General features: G+C 46.1%; 12 protein-coding genes, 2 tRNA genes, 2 rRNA genes and 1 other annotated feature. Of the genes, 9 read left to right on the top strand and 7 right to left on the bottom strand.

The features are described 5' to 3' along the window. Positions 1 to 27: 27 nt before the first annotated feature. The gene (gene sltY / locus QWZ05_RS10050) at positions 28 to 1950 is read left to right on the top strand and encodes a murein transglycosylase (RefSeq protein WP_264874820.1); all 1923 of its coding nucleotides are present in this window, start codon (positions 28 to 30) and stop codon (positions 1948 to 1950) included. Positions 1951 to 2023: 73 nt separating this feature from the next. Then, positions 2024 to 2317 (top strand): trp operon repressor, encoded by a 294-nt coding sequence (gene trpR, locus QWZ05_RS10045; RefSeq protein WP_264874821.1) that lies wholly within the window; start codon positions 2024 to 2026, stop codon positions 2315 to 2317. A 66-nt stretch (positions 2318 to 2383) separates the two neighbouring features. On the opposite strand, the gene yjjX is transcribed toward trpR, so the two are convergent. The 7 genes from yjjX to bamD form a co-directional block, all read right to left on the bottom strand. Continuing rightward, positions 2384 to 2899, bottom strand: a complete 516-nt coding sequence (gene yjjX, locus QWZ05_RS10040; RefSeq protein WP_290298253.1) for an inosine/xanthosine triphosphatase — start codon at positions 2897 to 2899, stop codon at positions 2384 to 2386. After that, complete coding sequence (locus QWZ05_RS10035; RefSeq protein ID WP_264874825.1) at positions 2871 to 5225, bottom strand: putative bifunctional diguanylate cyclase/phosphodiesterase; 2355 nt, start codon at positions 5223 to 5225, stop codon at positions 2871 to 2873. Before QWZ05_RS10035 ends, yjjX begins: the two co-directional genes overlap by 29 nt. Beyond that, positions 5209 to 6258, bottom strand: coding sequence for a polyamine ABC transporter substrate-binding protein (locus tag QWZ05_RS10030; RefSeq protein WP_264874827.1), 1050 nt, complete (start codon positions 6256 to 6258; stop codon positions 5209 to 5211). The genes QWZ05_RS10035 and QWZ05_RS10030 overlap by 17 nt, the downstream gene beginning before the upstream one ends. Positions 6259 to 6480: 222 nt before the next feature. Then, positions 6481 to 7656: a prephenate dehydratase gene (gene pheA, locus QWZ05_RS10025; protein WP_264874828.1), complete on the bottom strand. Its 1176-nt coding sequence runs from the start codon at positions 7654 to 7656 to the stop codon at positions 6481 to 6483. 236 nt (positions 7657 to 7892) lie between these two features. Further along, a complete protein-coding gene (gene hpf / locus QWZ05_RS10020; RefSeq protein ID WP_264874829.1) occupies positions 7893 to 8216 on the bottom strand; it encodes a ribosome hibernation-promoting factor, HPF/YfiA family in 324 nt (107 codons plus the stop codon). 309 nt (positions 8217 to 8525) lie between these two features. Further along, positions 8526 to 9977: an MltF family protein gene (locus QWZ05_RS10015; RefSeq protein ID WP_290298249.1), complete on the bottom strand. Its 1452-nt coding sequence runs from the start codon at positions 9975 to 9977 to the stop codon at positions 8526 to 8528. A 133-nt stretch (positions 9978 to 10110) separates the two neighbouring features. Further along, entirely contained in the window at positions 10111 to 10836 is a 726-nt protein-coding gene (gene bamD / locus QWZ05_RS10010) for an outer membrane protein assembly factor BamD (protein ID WP_289962042.1), read from the bottom strand. 129 nt (positions 10837 to 10965) lie between these two features. Here bamD and rluD point away from each other — a divergent pair, with 129 nt between their 5' ends. The 7 genes from rluD to QWZ05_RS09975 all read left to right on the top strand — a co-directional run bounded on the left by rluD (position 10966) and on the right by QWZ05_RS09975 (position 21259). Then, the gene (gene rluD, locus QWZ05_RS10005; protein ID WP_290298247.1) at positions 10966 to 11943 is read left to right on the top strand and encodes a 23S rRNA pseudouridine(1911/1915/1917) synthase RluD; all 978 of its coding nucleotides are present in this window, start codon (positions 10966 to 10968) and stop codon (positions 11941 to 11943) included. Beyond that, positions 11944 to 12681 carry a peptidoglycan editing factor PgeF gene (gene pgeF, locus QWZ05_RS10000; protein ID WP_290298244.1) on the top strand — a complete coding sequence of 246 codons (738 nt, stop codon included), beginning with the start codon at positions 11944 to 11946 and terminating at the stop codon, positions 12679 to 12681. It abuts the gene before it with no gap. 137 nt (positions 12682 to 12818) lie between these two features. Next, positions 12819 to 15392 (top strand): ATP-dependent chaperone ClpB, encoded by a 2574-nt coding sequence (gene clpB, locus QWZ05_RS09995; RefSeq protein WP_264874836.1) that lies wholly within the window; start codon positions 12819 to 12821, stop codon positions 15390 to 15392. A gap of 606 nt (positions 15393 to 15998) precedes the next feature. Next, positions 15999 to 17551: ribosomal RNA gene (locus QWZ05_RS09990) — 16S ribosomal RNA — on the top strand. Positions 17552 to 17733: 182 nt separating this feature from the next. Beyond that, positions 17734 to 17810 (top strand) — tRNA-Ile (locus QWZ05_RS09985). Between the two features lie 122 nt (positions 17811 to 17932). Beyond that, positions 17933 to 18008, top strand: a tRNA-Ala gene (locus QWZ05_RS09980). Positions 18009 to 18371: 363 nt separating this feature from the next. Further along, positions 18372 to 21259, top strand: a 23S ribosomal RNA gene (locus QWZ05_RS09975). The 16S and 23S rRNA genes sit together here with 2 tRNA genes alongside, the layout of an rRNA operon. A gap of 128 nt (positions 21260 to 21387) precedes the next feature. Beyond that, positions 21388 to 21464: a sequence feature (5S ribosomal RNA rRNA prediction is too short), on the top strand.

Here is a 21464-nt window from a genome sequence, read left to right as displayed (position 1 = left end):
ACTTTTTGTTGGGATAAGGAATTCAGGATGAAAAGATTACGTGCCGCAAGGTTGGCGCTGTATAGTCTGTTGAGCGTTTGTGCGTTAAGCACTGCCGCTGCAACATTGGATGAGCAGAGAGCGTTGTATGACGATGCTCAAGCGTTATTGGATATGCGTCAGGTGGAGCGATACCAGTCAATGCGCTCACAAATCGCCTCATACCCGCTGACCCCTTATGTGGATTATCGTAGTTTTCTTGTTGACCTAGCTGAACGCACCCCCGCTGAGGTGAAGCAGTTTGTATCCGACCACAATACCTTTCCTTTTTCTACCCGTATTCGTCCCACATACCTCGATGCTTTAGCCAAAAGGCAACGTTGGCAAGATTGGCTTACTTTTCAATCGACACTCCCCAACGGTGAACGCTATCAATGTCAGTTCTATGTGGCAAAGCTGAAAACGGGAGAAACAGGCAATGCATATTCAGGCGCAAGAACACTTTGGCAAAGTGGGAGTAGTGTCAATGAGGCTTGTGACCCACTTTTTAATGCGTGGGCTGATTCAGGGCAGCGCACAGAGCAAGATATTCTGCAGCGAATGCTATTGGCTTTTGAGGCACGCAACGGCAGTTTGATGAGTTACCTTGCAAGGCAATTAGAGACAAGCAAAGGTAAGCAACAAGCCCAAATCATGCTTGAGCTAAACAAGAAACCGCGATCGGTCACAACATTCACCCAGCAACAAGCATCGAATGAATTTACGCAACAACAAGCGGTGATCAGCCTGCAGAAACTGGCTCGAGCTGATGTTGCTCAAATGCCGTCAATAGTCGACAAGATTAAAAGCGGATTTCTTTCTCAATTACAGCTTCAAGACGTGAAAGACTACAGTGCTTTTCGTTTGATGAATACGACAGATAACGATCTGTTGCGATGGCGTGATAATGCCATTATGGCGTCGAGTAATGAAAAACTCATCGAGCGACGCGTTCGACTCGCGATAGGACAGGCTGATTGGCAAGGTGTACTTGATTGGAGTAATAAACTGACTGCTGACAATCAATCTTCACAGCGTTGGACATACTGGCAAGCTCGAGCAAACAAGGCATTAGGCAAAACTCAACAGGCCCAGTCACAATTAGAATCCTTGCTGGGTGAGCGCAATTTCTACAGCGTCGCGGCCGCAGTGGCATTGAACAGAGACTATCAATATCCCACCACAACTGTAACTCTCGATAATGCAGTTTTGACTCCATATAACGAGGCGTTGATACGGATAGAAGAGTTGATCAAGCGAGATAAAATCGCTGCGGCTAAGAGTGAATGGCGCTACTTACTGAACAGAGTAAGTCAGTCAGAAAAAGAGATGTTAGCGGCCTATGCTGGCTCTAAGCGTTGGCACCACTTAACAGTGACAGCGACAATCGCCGGAAAAATGTGGGATAACACGACGCTGCGCTTCCCTAGTGCACACAAGTGGTGGTTTAACTTTTATGCTCAGCGACATGAGCTCGATGTCGTGACTCTACTATCACTTGCTCGCCAAGAGAGCGCACTTGATGTTGATGCTCGCTCACCCGTTGGTGCTCGCGGCATTATGCAGATCATGCCTGCCACCGCCAAACACACGGCGAGAAAATATAAAATAAACTACAAAAACAGCGATGAGTTGTATCTAGTACAGAAGAACATAGAGATAGGCAGCCAGTATCTAAAAAGCCTTATGGAGCAGTATGACAATAACCGCATTTACTCGCTAGCGGCGTATAATGCCGGGCCTGGGCGTGTTAAGCAGTGGCGTGAACGTAGTAATAATCAGCTCGATGTCTTTGCTTTTATAGAGAGCATCCCATTTTATGAGACGAGAGGTTATGTGCAAAATATCTTGATGTTTGAAACTTACTATCGCGGCAATATGGGCAAGCCGAATGCCTTTCTGACTCAGCAGGAGCTTAACGCCCGCTATTAATTGTTTGGGTATAGGATTTTTTATTCTCTGGCGTTAAGATTGAGCTTTAGTAGTTATTACAAGGATCGCTTTCATGTCATCAAAACCTGATTATAGCCAGTGGGATGAGATTATTGCTCTGATTAAAGAGTCTGTAGATCAAGAGCAACATGAGTTGCTGCTAACACTATTGATGACACCAGATGAGCGCGAAGCGATGTTGACTCGAGTGAATATTGTCGCAGAGTTGTTAAAAGGCGACTTGTCACAGCGTCAAATCAGTCAGATGCTTGGGGTGGGTGTCGCGACCATCACTCGAGGCTCTACCGAACTTAAGTCCAAGACGGAAGAGCAGAAAGCGATTATTGAACAATTGGTTCTGAAATAGTGATAGCCGAGACATATTGATTGCACATGGAAGAGGGCTTTGGCTCTCTTTTTTATGTCATCAACACTAGAAGTGATCTGGGTTGGTAAAAGGGATCAGTGCCAGTATTAACGCCTGATGATAAACGCTACTTCTGGTGAGTTGATGGTTAGTTAATAGGCCAATCGCCCCACCTTTCTGCTTAATATTATCGGTCGCAAAGACCTCATCCATCACATCGCCAAGCTCTTTGCCCTTACGAACTTTCTCTATGACAACGGGAGGAAGTAGCAGGCTAGCAGAGCGAGACTCGCCACGTAATCCTTGTGATTCAATAATCATCCAGGCAAAGGTTGCGGTATCTTCAATTCCGGCTTCTAGCCCTACATAGTAGCCACCATCAGTGACGGCTCGTTGTGCATTATGCACACGATTAACAGCACCGAGCTTGGTTTCTTCGTTACTCATCGGTTGGTCTGCGACACCACTCGCCACAGACACACCTTGATATTCGAAGGCTTGATTTGGAAAAGCGGCGCCGAAAGCGCTCTGCACCGCATGGATCTTCGCAGGATTAAGCGAGGCGATAATGACTTTTTTCATGGTTATCTTTGAGTTTAATGACATTACTGGCTTTCATTTGTAACGCATCTAAGCTCAGTGGTCCAGAGAAGTAAAAGCCTTGAAAGTGGTCACACTTGTTATTCGCGAGCCAGGTAAACATCTCTTCTGATTCAATTCCTTCCGCAGTGACTAACATATTCTGCGCGTGACAGAGGTCGATAAGCGGTTTAACGACTTTTTCGTTGCTGGTCATCATCAAGGTCTCTAAGAAATAGCGGTCGAGCTTAATTTTCTGAACAGGGTACTGAACAAGTTGTGTAATCGATGTATAGCCTGAGCCGAAATCATCAATGGTTAATGAGAACCCTAATTGTGACAAGTGATGAAGCAGAGGGAAGCCTTGAGATTGACCTGCAAAGGTCTCTGTTATCTCAAAATCGATCATTCTCGGATTAACATCATAGACACTCAAACAGTCCTCAATAAAGTGTGCCAGATTGGTAGAGTCTAGCTCTGCAGAGGAGAGGTTAATTGAGAGGTGAACATCGTGTGAGAACGCACTTTGTATTTCACTGAAATTGTGGAATGCATTTTTTATCACCCAGCGATCAATAGAGCCAAATAGCCCTATTTGTTCTGCGATAGGAATGAACTCTTCAGGAGAGACGCTACCCAACTTGTCATTGTCCCAACGCAATAGAGCTTCGACCCCAACAATGTGTTTTCCTGTACGGTCATAGTAGGGTTGGTAAGTGAGTGAAAACTCCTCATCAAATTGTTTAGTTCTTAGTGCTCGTTCAATTTGTGTTCGTCGTTGCACCACACGATCGAGCTCTTTTGAATAGTAAGACACTTGGTTTTTTCCTGCTCGTTTAGCTTGGTACATAGCAGTATCTGCGCTTGAAATCAGGGTCGTGATCTCATGGCCATCATCCGGGTAGCTGGCAATGCCGATGGATGCGGTGATAGGGAAGTTGCCAATCATGGAAGAACGTTTGTTCTGAATTGGCGCTAGAAGCTTATCAGCAAAATCTCTAGCGACTGATTGGGTCGCGCTGTCGGTTACGATGAAGATTGCGAACTCGTCACCAGATAGGCGTGAAGGCAGGCCTGTTAATATGCCTTGTTGCTTAAAGTCGTCAACTAACTGATTGAGGTGAGTGGCAAATCTGGTCAATACACGATCGCCAATTTGATGACCATATTTGTCGTTGACGTATTTGAAGTTATCCAAATCAATGTACAGCAGATAGGCGTGTTGACCAGCACTAAGATTGGCGAGCGCACTGCGTACGTGCTGTTGAAAGACACGACGGTTAGCTAATCCAGTGAGCTGGTCATTTTCTGCTAATACTTTGGTTTTTTCATAGCTTCGAGCAAGTTTGTCATACATATCGTGAAAACTGATCGATAATCGGCCAACTTCATCGTCGCTATAGAGCACTTCGATATTGTCGCGCTGATTACTATCCACTTGCCTGAGTTGCTTATCTAAGCGGGCGATAGGGCGGATAACATGGCGGTACAATAGCGCGAGTAGAATCAAGATGCTGAATAGTGACGAGAGGCTAAAGGCCACCATCAAATTCCCCGCCATCTTTCTAAGCTTGTTGTCAAAAATGTACTGTGCGGGATCAAGAGTGGCATAAAAGCTATCCATGAGCGCAACGGTTTGGGCTAAGGGTTTATTGTGAATGTCTGGGGGGGTATCACTAAAAAAGATCGCACTGTCATTGTCAAATTCGATGAGTTTTCGCTCTTGATTGAACTCGTTGAGAGACACGACGACCACGATAAACATTAGTTGGTTATGGTTGTAGCTCAGAGGTGGAGATAGCGTGTTGGCATCGAGCGCATCATAGCGCACCAAGACACCTTCCCCCTGTAGGTTTTGTGTATAGCCAGTATGAGAATTCTGCTTAGTTTGTCGGTATATCGTGCGAGTGTACTGGAACAATAGTGGATCAAAAGTGGAAAAAGGCTCTTCGCTATTGTCTGAATAGTAGCGGATACGTTGCTTATCATCGAGCATCGCAATACCGACAAAACTGTCTGGTGTCGCTTTTAGTGACGAGATCGTCTGTTGGAGACGCTCCACTAATTGCAACTCGCGATAAGGGTCGGCGTAGTTGAGGTAATAGTCTCGAATGATGTCGCTTTTTGTTAGGGTAAGCGAGTAGCTATTGAGCATGGAGATCGCGTTATTAAAATGACTCGCCAACTTCCCCATACTCAGCTCGAGGTAGCTATCTTCACGCTTGGATAATGCATCTTTTTGATTGAGATAGATGGTATACCCTGATAAAGCAGCACTAAGAATGATCACTGGCGCGACCAAGATTAGGATTCTAGTTTGTAGCTTCATGACGTTTTACTATGCTGTCTATTATTCTGGCTCTTTGACGGATATTGATAATTGAAAGCTCTTCGTCAAAGTTGACCTGTTCAAAAAAGTGCTCTTCTGGATTTAGGTTTTTATCATTCAGGTAGCTTTGAGGCATCAGTTTTAATGCCTTTTTGTTAGGAGTCGCAGCCCTGATATCAATTGCATTCATTGCAGCAATTTCTGGCTTCATTAAAAAGGACAGAAATGCTCTTGCTTGCGCCTTGTTGTCAGAGTGTGCGTTTACCGCCAGACAGTCCGTCCAGATAAATCGTTCACCTTCAGGAACTTTAAACCGCCATTGAGAGTGCTGCTGAAAGCGGTTCATGGAATATTCATCACCCGCGTAAGCAAGAGCAATTTTCAAATCGTTAGATCGACTATTGCTTCGAATATAGCTCAGCGCATAATCAAAGGTGAGGATAGAGGGGGCAAGAGCGTTTAATGCCTGATAGGCCTGCTTTAGCTCATACTCATTATCGGTGGTGGGTGAGTAACCGAGCCCATAGAGAGCGGGCAACAGCGTTTCGGTACTGTCTTTTATCCACCCAATGTGACCTTTTAGCTCAGGTGAAGGGCTGATGAAGTCTGCCCATGTTTGTGGAGGGTTGTCTACTAAATCATGACGGTAGACATATCCGACAGGGCCCCAGAAATAAGGGACGGCATGAGTGCCGCACAGCTCATTCCATCGGGGGGCGTTGTGTTCACGATTCTCTAAAGCGGATAGATCTTCGAACATGTTATGACGGGCATAGATCTGTGCCGTGACATTATCGAGAACCACTATATCAAAAGGTAACGATTTGCTGTTTAACATCAGCAGGCTGCGCTCATCATCGTTGTCAAAGTGAATTTGATCAACCGGCTGCTGGTGGTGTTGATGCCACAAATCAGTGACGTTCTCAGAGAGTGTATCTTCCCAAAGGTAGATACGCAGAGGTGAATTGGTCGCATTGACTGAGGTGCTTGTTATTAAGGCAGAGAGAGCACAACAGAGCGTTTTGAGTTCCATGCAAATTCCTTTTGCTTGGTGAACTTTGAACGGGTTTTGAGCAGTTACACAATAAGTAACCACATGAGATAGAGATAGTTACATATTTGAGAGACCTAGGTCACGAAATAATAGTCAATAATATGACGAATTTATCGTTGTTAATTTCTAGTAGGTTTATTTCTAATAAGTAGCGGTGATAGGACCCCTGCGGCACAGTGAAATGCCACAGGGAGAAGAAACTTAGTTGAGTTTGACTTGGGTAGGCTTGATATTTTCAGTTGGGTAACAGCCAAGCACTTTTAAGTGTTTGGTAATCTTGGTGAGCTCAATTAAGCCTTGCTGCATCTCCTCTGAATCAAGATGAGCCTCTAGGTCAACGTAGAACATCTCTTCCCAAGGGTTCCCCATGATCGGGCGAGATTCAAGTTTTGTCATGTTGATGCCGTAGCGCTGTAAAACCAGTAGGCTCTCAACTAGAGAACCCGCTTGTTGAGAGGTCGACATAATCAGCGTAGTTTTAGCTGGGATCTGCGTCGATACTTCTACAGGTTTTCTTGCCACAACAATAAAACGAGTATGGTTTTCGGTTTGATTCGCGATGTTACCTTGAAGTGGCTGCAAGCCATAGAGCTTACCACTTGAGGCATTACCAATAGCAGCAACATCAGGTCGGTTGAGCTCTTGAACTTTTTTCATTGCATCAGCGGTGCTAGCACAGGTTTTGAGCTTGACGTTTTTAAGGCGTCCCAAGAACTCACTGCATTGCTGGTGCGGCTGAGGATGAGAATACAACGTTGAGATCTCTTCCAAACGAATATCACTGACGCCGACGAGGCAGTGTTCGATTGGCAAGGTGAGTTCTCCTACGATATACAGCGTCGTGTGCTGGAGAAGATCGTAAACTTCGTTAATCGATCCAGAGCTTGTGTTTTCAATCGGCAAAACACCGTAATCAGCGTGACCGCTTTCTACGGTTTTAGCGACTTCCTTGAATACCTCACAGTTGAGCTCAACCAATTCCATATTTTTACGAGAGAAAAACTCTCGGCTCGCAAGATGAGAATATGAGCCTTTAGAGCCTAAGAAGGCAACACGCGCGAGAGGCTTTTGATGATCTGGGTTTGCCAACTCTTGTAGATAGGCTTGCTGAAGTAGCACTGAGTCTTCAATGATAGTGTGAAATAGCTTGGTGATGTATTCCGCATCAAGCTGATACTTGGACTTACCATTGTTGATTAGCTTCACGAGTAACTCTTGCTCACGACTGGCATCGCGAACAGGCTTCGAGGTTTGAACTTTACTTTTTGCCACCTCGATGCTGAGCTTTCTTCGCTCTGAAAGCAGGCTGAGTAGTTGATCATCGAGTTCATTGAGTCGAAGTCGAATTTCATCCAAAGAATACTGAGAGTCACTCATAGTCTAGTCCTTACAAAAAAGCCTCCCGTTTGGGAGGCTTCTGTTCAAATGATGTTGCTACGCGAACGATTTAGCCTCCGGGATTACCAGATAAAAAAGAGGCTAAAGAAAAATCGTGAAGTTTGCATAACTATTTAAAATTGATTGATGTGTGTTAACAATAAGCAAGCAAGGGTGGGGCGTCAAGCAAAAAAATAGCGCCCTGGTGGGCGCTATCTTTCAAAAATTTGTTTCCTTTATTCAACAGGTTCAAGTTCCGGCTTGTCTGTTCGACGAGCTGCTGGCTTGTGGCGTAGTTTGTTGAGTTGTCGTTCAAGTTTTTGTTCGACTTCATTGATAGCTGCATACAAGTCTTCCTGACTTGCAGAAGCAATGAGCTGACCTTTTGGCACAGTAATCACAGCTTCAATCTTTTTCTGTTTATTCGGTTCCTCACTGATTGTCGCTTGGCAGCTGATGATGTCTACTTGCCACTTTTCTAGCTTTTTAAATTTGCTCTCGATATGGGCACGGATAGCAGAGGTTAGTTCGATGTTTTTGCCAGTCATGTTTACTTTCATATTGTATTTCCTCTGTGTCATCCCTCATGGGTTAACTCCAGATTACGATTTTGACTCCGAAATAATGTGATCTATATCACTTAAATGCAGGGTAAGTTTGGAGTGTTAGGCAAATGTGATCAAAACCGTAGTGTTAGCAAAAGAATTCTAGAAAAAGGTTGAGTTAAGGCTAAATATCATTAGATTGAGAAGAGTGCTTACTAAAATTCTCCCGTTTTTTAGGGGCTTTTTGCAGCCTAATCTTCTCTTCTGATGTTTTTTTGCTCAAGCAAGTTTTGTGATTCAGATCACTATCATATTTTGAACTTTTTAATCTTCTTTTTCATTCCTTTCAAACTGTCTCGGCACAGTGGTTAACGTCGCAGCATTGTTGGCTTTTTCATGCTCGTGAATCTCTTCAAGCTGCTTATAGATCACGTAGTATCGATTGATATTGGCAACGTAATCGACGGGTTCGCGGCTGATGTTACGTCGAGTAATAAGCTCAACGTTGTGGAACCACTGGTTGGGATCGTAACCGTGTTTTGCGGCAAGATTTCTCATGCGACGAATATTAGCCGGGCCAGCGTTATACGCAGCCAGCGAAAAGTAAACTTGGTTGTCGGGTGAAATAGTGTCGTCATCAAAATAACGATCTTTAATGAAGCGCATATACTTGATACCGGCATGAATGTTGTTTTCCACATTGTAGATATCAGGAATATTCACATTCGGATCTTTAGCGGTACTTGGCAGAACTTGCATGACGCCCACAGCACCTTTCGGTGACACTTTAGATTGATCCAAACCAGATTCTTGAAAGCCTTGTGCAGACATCATCAAGGAATCAAAGCCATACAGCTGTGAGTACTCTTCAAAGACATCGGATAGCGACTCTAGTTTTTCAATCTTATTCGGGTTAAGAATTCGCTTTAGCCACCCTGTATTCTCTATGTATTTCCCATAAAGTACGTTACCGAGCAAAGTGCCACTTTTCGCTGTCTTGATGAACTTATTTACCGAAGACTTCAGCTCTGGAGAGTTTTTACGCATTGCCCAAGCCACACTTGCGTCCTCTCTGATAGGAAAGTCTGTATGGAGCTGAATATTGTCTAACACGTCCTGCCACAGCCTTGCCTTGTGCCCATCTAAGACAGTCAGGGTAATGTAGTCTTGATTGATCATTTCGACTAGCTCGAAATCTTGCATCGTTTCTTCAATAAACTCGATCAGCATCGGAGGCAGATCTTGCTCATCGAGTTGTGCATTAATTTTTTGTAAGCTTTCGAAGTAACTTGAGCTGCTTCTCACCCATACTTTTACGCCACTGAGTTGTGCGATTTCAGTAATGGGTGAGTGTTTTTTGTTAGAGATAAACAGCTCTTGTACTTTATCGGACAGAGGAGCGCTGAAGTCGACTTGCAGCTCACGCTTGGGAGTAACGGTAAGGTTTGAAACAGCGAGATCGCCAAAGCCTTTTGTCAAGGATGGGATCAGTTCATCTCTTGCTACAGGGATGATCTGAACTTTTAACAAGGATGAGCGCTTTTTAAGTTGCAGTTCATAGTTATATAGAAGCTCAGCGATAATGCCTTTTGGGCGTCCGCCTTCAATGTAGTAGAAGCCTAAATCGGCCGCGACGAGCACTCTTACCACCCCTTTATCAACAAAGGTTTCCATATCACCTAGGTAAGGGTCTTTTTGCAGCGGAGAAAGTGATAATCCCCACGCACTCAGTGACAACAAGCCACAGCACAAGAACAAACTGAGTGAACGAATCACAATGACCTCGACTTTATTACGATGTTAACTAAAGGTTAATAATAAAGTTTGGTATCAGCAAGGTCATAAACGAGAATAAAAAACGGCGGCCATAGGCCACCGTTGAATTAGTAAGTAGAGTCACGCTCTATGATTAGATTGGGTTCAACTCGATAAGTTCGCGGGTACGTTGTGCTGGCTCTTCTAGCCCAAGCATTTCATAGGCTTTGAGTTGTAATCGCAATGACTTACGTGCTGCTTCTGTTTCAGGGAAGGTTCGTTGTAGCTCTTGAGCGCGATTGATAGCAGCAATCCATGCCTCACGGCGGATGTAGAAGTCTGCCGTTGCTAGGTCGTATTCCGCTAGACGGTTAGTCAGCGAAAGCATGCGTTTACGTGCGTCATTGGCATATTGACTATCAGGGTAACGTTCCAGCAAGCGTTTGAAGTCAGCAAAAGCAGCCTTAACAGGTTCAGGATCACGGTCACTACGATCAACGTTAAAGATGTCGTGCATGAAGTTACGATCTTGCGCCATGTGAGTTAGGCCTCGCATGTACAATACCCAGTCGATTTTTTCGTGTGTTGGGTTTAGGCGCATAAAGCGCTCGATGGTCGCCAAGCCAAGAGGCAAGTCATCGTTTTTGTAGTAGGCATAAATAAGGTCTAGCTGTACCTGCTCTGAATACGCACCGAATGGGTAGCGTGAGTCTAGCGCTTCTAGTTGTTCTATCGCTGTCAGCCAGTTGCCGCTTTGCAGCGCTACCTGTGCGTCAGCGTACAGCTCTGATGGTGGTACATCGGGAACAATTTCTTCGCTGCTCGAACAGCCAAAAAGAAGTGCAGTTGCTAATAAGCCTGATAAAGTGCGGTATTTCATGTCAGGTGTTCAATCCATAAATTAAATATTTTCTGCGCTTCCGTTACTTTCTACACTGTAACAGATACAATAGCGCCTATTCTTCCACAGTAGTGGTCATTAGTCTCACAGTTTTTAAAAAAGTTCGATATGGCACAACAGATTGAGTTAACACAAACCGTACAAGATAGCCAATTAGGTCAGCGTCTGGATCAGGCAATTGCAGAAATGTTCACTGATTTTTCTCGCTCACGCCTCAAGGAGTGGCTATTGGCTGGCAAGGTATCAATGGATGGTCAAGTCGTCACGAAACCACGCACCAAAGTGATGGGTGGCGAGGTGATTGTTTTACAGGCTGAGCTTGAAGATGAAGAACGCTGGGAAGCACAAGACATTCCACTGAATATCGTTTATGAAGATGACGATATTATGGTCATCAACAAACCACGCGATTTTGTTGTACACCCAGGAGCAGGTACACCTGATGGCACTGTGCTTAATGCACTGCTCCATCATTACCCCGATATTGCTGAAGTACCTCGTGCAGGTATCGTTCACCGTCTTGATAAAGATACAACAGGTCTGATGGTGGTTGCGAAAACTGTTCGCTCTCAAACGCGTTTGGTTCGTGCGTTACAGAAACGTAAGATCACGCGAGAATATGAAGCGATTGCGATTGGTCGTATGACGGCTGGTGGACGCGTTGAAGAGCCAATTGGTCGTCACTCTACCAAGCGCACGCTAATGGCCGTGACACCAACGGGCAAACCGGCGGTAACACACTATCGTGTTGCTGAGCATTTCCGTGAACATACGCGCATTCGCCTGCGTCTAGAAACGGGCCGTACCCACCAGATTCGTGTGCATATGGCCTATCTGCAGCATCCACTTCTAGGTGATATTGCCTATGGTGGTCGAGCACGAATCCCTCGCGAAGCTTCAGCTGAATTAACCGATATGATCCGTCAATTTGATCGCCAAGCACTTCACGCTGCGATGCTTCGATTTGAGCACCCTGTTACTGGAGAGGAAGTCGAATTCCACGCACCAATTCCAGACGACATGGTTGTAATGACCGAGGCATTGCGTGCAGATACAGAGTTGCACGGCCTAAACGACGAGTTTTAAATGATGTATATTGTCCCTGATTGGCCAGTTGCTAAGCGTGTTCGCGCTATCTCATCTTTGAGAGACGGGGGCGTGTCATCGTCTCCTTTCAGTTCTCTCAATGTCGGAATGCACGTTGGGGACAATGAACAAAGCGTGCTAGAAAATAGAAGTCGTTTAGCCATTGAAGCCGCTATGCCCTCTGCACCAGTATGGTTGAATCAAACACATTCAAGTGATGTGTTAGAGCTCTTTACGCCAACGGAGGATGTACTGGATGGCGATGCCTCTTTTACATCAGTAGCAGGAGTGGTGTGCGCAGCGATGACCGCAGATTGTCTACCGGTGCTACTAGCTGATGAAAATGGTGAACAGGTTGCGGCAGTGCATGCTGGTTGGCGTGGGCTTGCTGATGGTATTATTGAAAAAGCAGCAGCCAAGTTCTCAGGAAAAGTGATCGCTTGGCTTGGCCCTGCTATTGGTCCAGATGCATTTGAAGTTGGCCAAGATGTTTTTGATGAGTTTGTCTCTCAAAACAAGCAAGCTCAACAAGTATTTCGTCCAAGTGACACGGATGCCAATAAGTACTATGCCAACATGCACCTTCTCGCGACTCAAGCACTTAATCGAGTGGGTATCACCGATATCTACCGTGACAGCCGTTGTACTTATCTCAACCCTGAACAATTCTTCTCCTATCGTCGTGATGGAAAAACTGGTCGTCAAGTCACTTGCATTTGGATCGACGCAGAGAAGTAATCTCTGTCCCCCCTTGAAATTCCACCTATAAATATCCATTTATTGTTATATGACGCGCGACACATAGCGCTGGTTTTTTTGCCGCTACAGTAACCATAGTGACCACTGTAGTTGCTCGACAATTAATGGAGGCAGATATGCGTCTTGACCGTTTTACAAGTAAATTCCAAGTTGCTATCTCTGATGCGCAATCATTAGCGCTTGGCCGTGATCATCAATATATAGAGCCAGTTCACCTTATGGTGGCGTTGCTCGATCAGAATGGTAGCCCGATTCGTCCCTTGCTAACGATGCTCAATGTCGATGTTATGCAGCTTCGCTCAAAGCTCAGCGAGTTGCTCGATAAGCTGCCTAAAGTCAGCGGAATTGGTGGCGATGTCCAATTGTCTGGCAACATGGGGAACATGTTTAACCTATGTGACAAAGTGGCTCAAAAGCGACAAGACAGCTATATCTCATCAGAAGTTTTCTTGCTTGCAGCTCTAGAAGACAAAGGTCCCTTGGGCGCACTATTAAAAGAAGTGGGTCTTACCGAGAAAAAGGTCGCCGATGCGATTGAAAAAATCCGTGGCGGGCAAAAAGTGGATGATCCAAATGCTGAAGAGTTACGCCAAGCGCTAGAGAAGTTTACGATTGATCTTACAGAAAGAGCAGAGCAAGGTAAGCTCGATCCTGTTATCGGGCGTGACGATGAGATTCGTCGCACGATTCAAGTTTTACAAAGAAGAACCAAAAACAACCCTGTGATTATTGGTGAACCTGGGGTTGGTAAAACTGCGATTGTTGAAGGGCTCGCTCAACGAATTATCAATAATGAAGTGCCGGAAGGGTTGCGAGGTCGACGCGTGCTGTCCTTGGATATGGGAGCACTTGTCGCCGGGGCTAAATATCGTGGTGAGTTTGAAGAGCGCTTAAAATCGGTATTGAATGAACTATCAAAAGAAGAGGGCAACATCATTCTCTTTATTGATGAACTTCATACGATGGTAGGGGCTGGTAAAGGCGAAGGTTCGATGGATGCAGGTAACATGCTCAAGCCTGCACTTGCACGTGGTGAGCTTCATTGTGTAGGTGCAACGACCTTAGATGAATATCGCCAATACATTGAGAAAGACCCCGCGCTGGAACGTCGTTTCCAAAAAGTATTAGTCGATGAGCCAACGGTAGAAGATACAGTTGCGATCTTACGTGGTCTTAAAGAGCGTTATGAATTGCACCACCATGTAGAGATTACAGACCCTGCCATTGTGGCTGCTGCAAGCCTATCGCACCGATATGTTTCAGATAGACAGTTACCGGATAAAGCGATTGACTTAATTGATGAAGCCGCGTCGAGTATAAGAATGCAGATCGACTCGAAGCCAGAGTCATTAGATAAACTTGAGCGTAAAATCATACAGCTTAAAATCGAGCAGCAAGCACTTGTTAACGAACAAGATGATGCGAGTGAAAAACGTTTGAACTCACTGAATCTAGAGCTAACTGAAAAAGAGCGAGCATTTGCCGAGCTAGAAGAAGTATGGAATGCCGAAAAAGCGGCACTCTCAGGTACTCAGCATATCAAAGCGGAGCTAGAACAAGCACGCATGGATATGGACTTTGCACGACGTGCTGGCGATCTCAATCGTATGTCAGAGCTTCAGTACGGTAGAATTCCAGAGCTTGAGAAGCAACTCGATCTTGCCACACAAGCTGAAATGCAAGAAATGACCTTGCTGCGCAACAAAGTAACAGATAGTGAAATAGCAGAAGTCTTGTCAAAAGCGACAGGTATTCCAGTATCCAAAATGCTAGAAGCAGAAAAAGAGAAACTTCTGCGTATGGAAGAAGTGCTGCACAAACGTGTGATTGGACAAAAAGAGGCAGTAGACGTCGTGGCAAATGCCATTCGTCGCAGCCGGGCTGGTTTATCAGATCCGAATCGACCGATTGGCTCTTTTCTGTTTCTAGGACCAACAGGGGTCGGTAAGACCGAATTGTGTAAGACGCTCGCACATTTTATGTTTGATAGTGAAGATGCGATGGTTCGCATAGACATGTCTGAGTTTATGGAAAAGCACTCTGTGGCAAGACTTGTGGGTGCGCCTCCCGGTTACGTTGGTTATGAAGAGGGAGGGTATTTGACCGAGGCTGTTCGACGTAAGCCCTATTCTGTCATTTTGCTAGATGAAGTTGAAAAAGCACATCCAGATGTATTCAATATTCTGCTGCAAGTATTGGACGATGGTCGTTTGACTGATGGACAAGGAAGAACCGTAGATTTTCGTAACACAGTAGTGATTATGACCTCAAACCTAGGCTCTAACCGGATCCAAGAAAATTTTGCTCAGTTAGACTACGAAGGTATCAAGAGTGAGGTAATGGATGTAGTGAGTAAGCACTTCCGACCAGAATTCTTGAACCGAGTGGATGAGAGTGTGGTGTTCCATCCATTAGGAAAAGAACATATCAAATCTATTGCTTCAATTCAGCTTGCTCGATTAGCAAAACGAATGGAAGACAAAGGTTACTTACTGAATACTTCTGATGAAGCCTTGGACATGATCGCTCAGGTTGGATTTGATCCGGTTTATGGTGCGCGCCCACTAAAACGTGCGATTCAACAAACGGTAGAAAACCCACTTGCTAAAGCGATTCTTGGCGGTGAGATCTTACCTGATAAACCAATCAATCTTGTGGTGGAAGCAGGAAAAATAGCAGCCAAACAGTAATTACAACCTTTAGATTGGTTAACTTAGTGTATTGAAGGCCAGAATCTGACGATTCTGGCCTTATTTTGTTCGGTTTGTGTAATTTATGTCCTAACGGTTCGTTAGAGGCAAGTTTTTCATATTTTACTATTGCCAAGCGAATCCGAATCTCTATAATTCGCCTCCGTTGTCACGCAAAACCACGAGTTTTACGAAGTCGGCAAAAGGTCATGGAAGTTAGTAAGATAACTTCAAAAAATAATCTGGAAAAAGTGTTTGACACTATCAGTTATTTGGCTAGAATGACCGTCCGCTTTGAGATGAACTTCACAGTTACTCAAAGCCGCTCTTTAAAAATATAAACCTATCAATCTGTGTGGGCACTCGTTGATGATAATCCACTTTTGGTTTTCACTTTTTTATAAAAAGTAAAATCAAAAACTGATTCTTCGGAATCAATGACTATCAATGAACTGAGTGACCAATTGATACTTCGGTATCAGCACAGTCAATTCATTATCGTTCTGTTGGAACGATAATAGCTTTAAAATTACTTCTTACTTTCGAGTGAGAATGAGTTTTGAAGTCAGTATTCATTGAGTCAGTCCTTATGGACATCAAAATCTTAAATTGAAGAGTTTGATCATGGCTCAGATTGAACGCTGGCGGCAGGCCTAACACATGCAAGTCGAGCGGAAACGACTTAACTGAACCTTCGGGGAACGTTAAGGGCGTCGAGCGGCGGACGGGTGAGTAATGCCTGGGAATATGCCTTGATGTGGGGGATAACTATTGGAAACGATAGCTAATACCGCATAATGCCTTCGGGCCAAAGAGGGGGACCTTCGGGCCTCTCGCGTCAAGATTAGCCCAGGTGGGATTAGCTAGTTGGTGAGGTAAAGGCTCACCAAGGCGACGATCCCTAGCTGGTCTGAGAGGATGATCAGCCACACTGGAACTGAGACACGGTCCAGACTCCTACGGGAGGCAGCAGTGGGGAATATTGCACAATGGGCGCAAGCCTGATGCAGCCATGCCGCGTGTGTGAAGAAGGCCTTCGGGTTGTAAAGCACTTTCAGTCGTGAGGAAGGTAGTGTAGTTAATAGCTGCATTATTTGACGTTAGCGACAGAAGAAGCACCGGCTAACTCCGTGCCAGCAGCCGCGGTAATACGGAGGGTGCGAGCGTTAATCGGAATTACTGGGCGTAAAGCGCATGCAGGTGGGTGATTAAGTCAGATGTGAAAGCCCGGGGCTCAACCTCGGAACAGCATTTGAAACTGGTCACCTAGAGTACTGTAGAGGGGGGTAGAATTTCAGGTGTAGCGGTGAAATGCGTAGAGATCTGAAGGAATACCAGTGGCGAAGGCGGCCCCCTGGACAGATACTGACACTCAGATGCGAAAGCGTGGGGAGCAAACAGGATTAGATACCCTGGTAGTCCACGCCGTAAACGATGTCTACTTGGAGGTTGTGGCCTTGAGCCGTGGCTTTCGGAGCTAACGCGTTAAGTAGACCGCCTGGGGAGTACGGTCGCAAGATTAAAACTCAAATGAATTGACGGGGGCCCGCACAAGCGGTGGAGCATGTGGTTTAATTCGATGCAACGCGAAGAACCTTACCTACTCTTGACATCCAGAGAACTTAGCAGAGATGCTTTGGTGCCTTCGGGAACTCTGAGACAGGTGCTGCATGGCTGTCGTCAGCTCGTGTTGTGAAATGTTGGGTTAAGTCCCGCAACGAGCGCAACCCTTATCCTTGTTTGCCAGCGAGTAATGTCGGGAACTCCAGGGAGACTGCCGGTGATAAACCGGAGGAAGGTGGGGACGACGTCAAGTCATCATGGCCCTTACGAGTAGGGCTACACACGTGCTACAATGGCGCATACAGAGGGCAGCAAGCTAGCGATAGTGAGCGAATCCCAAAAAGTGCGTCGTAGTCCGGATTGGAGTCTGCAACTCGACTCCATGAAGTCGGAATCGCTAGTAATCGTGGATCAGAATGCCACGGTGAATACGTTCCCGGGCCTTGTACACACCGCCCGTCACACCATGGGAGTGGGCTGCAAAAGAAGTGGGTAGTTTAACCTTCGGGAGGACGCTCACCACTTTGTGGTTCATGACTGGGGTGAAGTCGTAACAAGGTAGCCCTAGGGGAACCTGGGGCTGGATCACCTCCTTATACGATGATTATTGCGATGAGTGTTCACACAGATTGATTAGGTTTGTAAAAGAGATTATTGCAAAGTGATTTTTCTTAGTTCGAGGAAGGCAAGTGATGAGCGAAGGAGCATACATCAGTATGTGACTGAGTGAAGAGCGCAGCCTGACGAAGAAATAAGAGAAAGCACGACGCAAGAATGTGGGTCTGTAGCTCAGGTGGTTAGAGCGTTCGCCTGATAAGCGAGAGGTCGGTGGTTCAAGTCCACTCAGACCCACCAATTTTTCTTTATGCGGCGTTAGATTGCTCGTTGTGTACTGGTGTACACGGCCTCACAATCTGCCTTGCCTAAAGAAAAATTAATCCCAGTCATAATGACTGTTTATGGATTTATCCATTGATGGGGCTATAGCTCAGCTGGGAGAGCGCCTGCCTTGCACGCAGGAGGTCAGCAGTTCGATCCTGCTTAGCTCCACCATCTTTAAGCGCATTTCTTTTTGAAATAGAAAGCCTTAAGTGCTCTTAAAAATGGTTACTTCTTTGGAAGTGATTTGCTCTTTAAAAATTTGGAAAGCTGACGAATAACAACAATCCCCATCTCTTTGAGATGCGTTGTTATTCAAATTAAAAGTTCTCAAATCCTAAAACTATGGTTTTAGGTACCAACACACATTCAAGTGTTCTTGGAAGTGACGAAAGTCCACTTTTTGCCTCTGCTTTTTTCTAAAAAGCGGAAACAAAGAGTTATTTGAGTCCGGCAAAATCGAGTCTGCATCATGTATAAAAATTGCAGACAACTTTGGTTGTTTAAACAACAACTCGAAACTCCTTCGGGTTGTATGGTTAAGTGACTAAGCGTACACGGTGGATGCCTTGGCAGTCAGAGGCGATGAAAGGCGTATTAACTTGCGATAAGCTCAGATTAGGTAGTAAAAACCTGTGAGTCTGAGATTCCTGAATGGGGAAACCCAACACCATAAGGTGTTATCACTAACTGAATACATAGGTTAGTGAGGCGAACCGGGGGAACTGAAACATCTAAGTACCCCGAGGAAAAGAAATCAACCGAGATTCCGAAAGTAGCGGCGAGCGAAATTGGATTAGCCCTTAAGCTTTTAGTGAGACAGGTGAAGCCTCTGGAAAGTGGCGCGATACAGGGTGATAGCCCCGTAACCGACATCTCATCATCAGTGAAATCGAGTAGGGCGGGACACGTGATATCCTGTCTGAATATGGGGGGACCATCCTCCAAGGCTAAATACTACTGACTGACCGATAGTGAACCAGTACCGTGAGGGAAAGGCGAAAAGAACCCCTGTGAGGGGAGTGAAATAGAACCTGAAACCGTGTACGTACAAGCAGTAGGAGCACCTTCGTGGTGTGACTGCGTACCTTTTGTATAATGGGTCAGCGACTTATATTCAGTAGCAAGGTTAACCATCTAGGGGAGCCGTAGAGAAATCGAGTCTTAACTGGGCGTCGAGTTGCTGGATATAGACCCGAAACCAGGTGATCTAGCCATGGGCAGGTTGAAGGTTGAGTAACATCAACTGGAGGACCGAACCGACTAATGTTGAAAAATTAGCGGATGACTTGTGGCTAGGGGTGAAAGGCCAATCAAACCTGGAGATAGCTGGTTCTCCCCGAAATCTATTTAGGTAGAGCCTCGGACGAATACCACTGGGGGTAGAGCACTGTTAAGGCTAGGGGGTCATCCCGACTTACCAACCCTTTGCAAACTCCGAATACCAGTGAGTACTATCCGGGAGACACACGGCGGGTGCTAACGTCCGTCGTGGAGAGGGAAACAACCCAGACCGCCAGCTAAGGTCCCAAAGTATAGCTAAGTGGGAAACGATGTGGGAAGGCTTAGACAGCTAGGATGTTGGCTTAGAAGCAGCCATCATTTAAAGAAAGCGTAATAGCTCACTAGTCGAGTCGGCCTGCGCGGAAGATGTAACGGGGCTAAGCTATACACCGAAGCTGCGGCAATGACTTTTAGTCATTGGGTAGGGGAGCGTTCTGTAAGCCGCTGAAGGTGGACTGTAAGGTCTGCTGGAGGTATCAGAAGTGCGAATGCTGACATGAGTAACGATAAAGGGGGTGAAAAACCTCCTCGCCGGAAGACCAAGGGTTCCTGTCCAACGTTAATCGGGGCAGGGTAAGTCGACCCCTAAGGCGAGGCCGAAAGGCGTAGTCGATGGGAAACGGGTTAATATTCCCGTACTTCTTACAATTGCGATGGGGGGACGGAGAAGGCTAGGTGGGCCTGGCGATGGTTGTCCAGGTTCAAGTGCGTAGGCTTAAGAGTTAGGTAAATCCGGCTCTTTTTAAGGCTGAGACACGATGTCGAGCTACTACGGTAGTGAAGTCATTGATGCCATGCTTCCAGGAAAAGCCTCTAAGCTTCAGATTGTAAGGAATCGTACCCCAAACCGACACAGGTGGTCGGGTAGAGAATACCAAGGCGCTTGAGAGAACTCGGGTGAAGGAACTAGGCAAAATGGTACCGTAACTTCGGGAGAAGGTACGCTCCTCGCGGTGAAGTCCCTTGCGGATGGAGCTATGGGGAGTCGCAGATACCAGGTGGCTGCAACTGTTTATTAAAAACACAGCACTGTGCAAAATCGTAAGATGACGTATACGGTGTGACGCCTGCCCGGTGCCGGAAGGTTAATTGATGGGGTTAGACTTAGGTCGAAGCTCTTGATCGAAGCCCCGGTAAACGGCGGCCGTAACTATAACGGTCCTAAGGTAGCGAAATTCCTTGTCGGGTAAGTTCCGACCTGCACGAATGGCGTAATGATGGCCACGCTGTCTCCACCCGAGACTCAGTGAAATTGAAATCGCTGTGAAGATGCAGTGTACCCGCGGCTAGACGGAAAGACCCCGTGAACCTTTACTACAGCTTGGCACTGAACATTGAGCCTACATGTGTAGGATAGGTGGGAGGCTTTGAAACTAGTACGCCAGTATTAGTGGAGCCGACCTTGAAATACCACCCTTGTATGTTTGATGTTCTAACTTAGCCCCATTATCTGGGGTGAGGACAGTGCCTGGTGGGTAGTTTGACTGGGGCGGTCTCCTCCCAAAGAGTAACGGAGGAGCACGAAGGTGGGCTAATCACGGTTGGACATCGTGAGGTTAGTGCAATGGCATAAGCCCGCTTGACTGCGAGAATGACAATTCGAGCAGGTGCGAAAGCAGGTCATAGTGATCCGGTGGTTCTGTATGGAAGGGCCATCGCTCAACGGATAAAAGGTACTCCGGGGATAACAGGCTGATACCGCCCAAGAGTTCATATCGACGGCGGTGTTTGGCACCTCGATGTCGGCTCATCACATCCTGGGGCTGAAGTCGGTCCCAAGGGTATGGCTGTTCGCCATTTAAAGTGGTACGCGAGCTGGGTTTAGAACGTCGTGAGACAGTTCGGTCCCTATCTGCCGTGGGCGTTGGAAGATTGAAGGGGGCTGCTCCTAGTACGAGAGGACCGGAGTGGACGAACCTCTGGTGTTCGGGTTGTCATGCCAATGGCATTGCCCGGTAGCTAAGTTCGGAATCGATAACCGCTGAAAGCATCTAAGCGGGAAGCGAGCCCTGAGATGAGTCTTCCCTGGCACTTTAAGTGTCCTAAAGGGTTGTTCGAGACTAGAACGTTGATAGGCAGGGTGTGTAAGCGTTGTGAGGCGTTGAGCTAACCTGTACTAATTGCCCGTGAGGCTTAACCATACAACACCCAAGGGGTTTTGATGGACTCAAAGCTAAGAACTTTGAATGTGTATTGATGACTTTTATAAGCTTTCCAGACTTTTTGTTTTCACTTTTTTAGAAAAAGTGAAGACGAAAAACAGAATTTGCTTGGCGACCATAGCATTGTGGACCCACCTGATTTCCATGCCGAACTCAGAAGTGAAACGCAATAGCGCCGATGGTA

The organism is Vibrio agarivorans, assembly GCF_030409635.1.
Classification (GTDB): domain Bacteria; phylum Pseudomonadota; class Gammaproteobacteria; order Enterobacterales; family Vibrionaceae; genus Vibrio; species Vibrio agarivorans.
The sequence above is the reverse complement of the archived record's forward strand: the minus strand, read 5'-3'. Positions and strand labels throughout refer to the sequence as shown.

Bases quoted from the DNA above. Each gene is read 5' to 3' on its own strand.
- sltY (WP_264874820.1), top strand. From the start codon at position 28: ATGAAAAGATTACGTGCCGCAAGGTTGGCGCTGTATAGTCTGTTGAGC.
- trpR (WP_264874821.1), top strand. From the start codon at position 2,024: ATGTCATCAAAACCTGATTATAGCCAGTGGGATGAGATTATTGCTCTG.
- yjjX (WP_290298253.1), bottom strand. From the start codon at position 2,899: ATGAAAAAAGTCATTATCGCCTCGCTTAATCCTGCGAAGATCCATGCG.
- QWZ05_RS10035 (WP_264874825.1), bottom strand. From the start codon at position 5,225: ATGAAGCTACAAACTAGAATCCTAATCTTGGTCGCGCCAGTGATCATT.
- QWZ05_RS10030 (WP_264874827.1), bottom strand. From the start codon at position 6,258: ATGGAACTCAAAACGCTCTGTTGTGCTCTCTCTGCCTTAATAACAAGC.
- pheA (WP_264874828.1), bottom strand. From the start codon at position 7,656: ATGAGTGACTCTCAGTATTCTTTGGATGAAATTCGACTTCGACTCAAT.
- hpf (WP_264874829.1), bottom strand. From the start codon at position 8,216: ATGAAAGTAAACATGACTGGCAAAAACATCGAACTAACCTCTGCTATC.
- bamD (WP_289962042.1), bottom strand. From the start codon at position 10,836: ATGAAATACCGCACTTTATCAGGCTTATTAGCAACTGCACTTCTTTTT.
- rluD (WP_290298247.1), top strand. From the start codon at position 10,966: ATGGCACAACAGATTGAGTTAACACAAACCGTACAAGATAGCCAATTA.
- pgeF (WP_290298244.1), top strand. From the start codon at position 11,944: ATGATGTATATTGTCCCTGATTGGCCAGTTGCTAAGCGTGTTCGCGCT.
- clpB (WP_264874836.1), top strand. From the start codon at position 12,819: ATGCGTCTTGACCGTTTTACAAGTAAATTCCAAGTTGCTATCTCTGAT.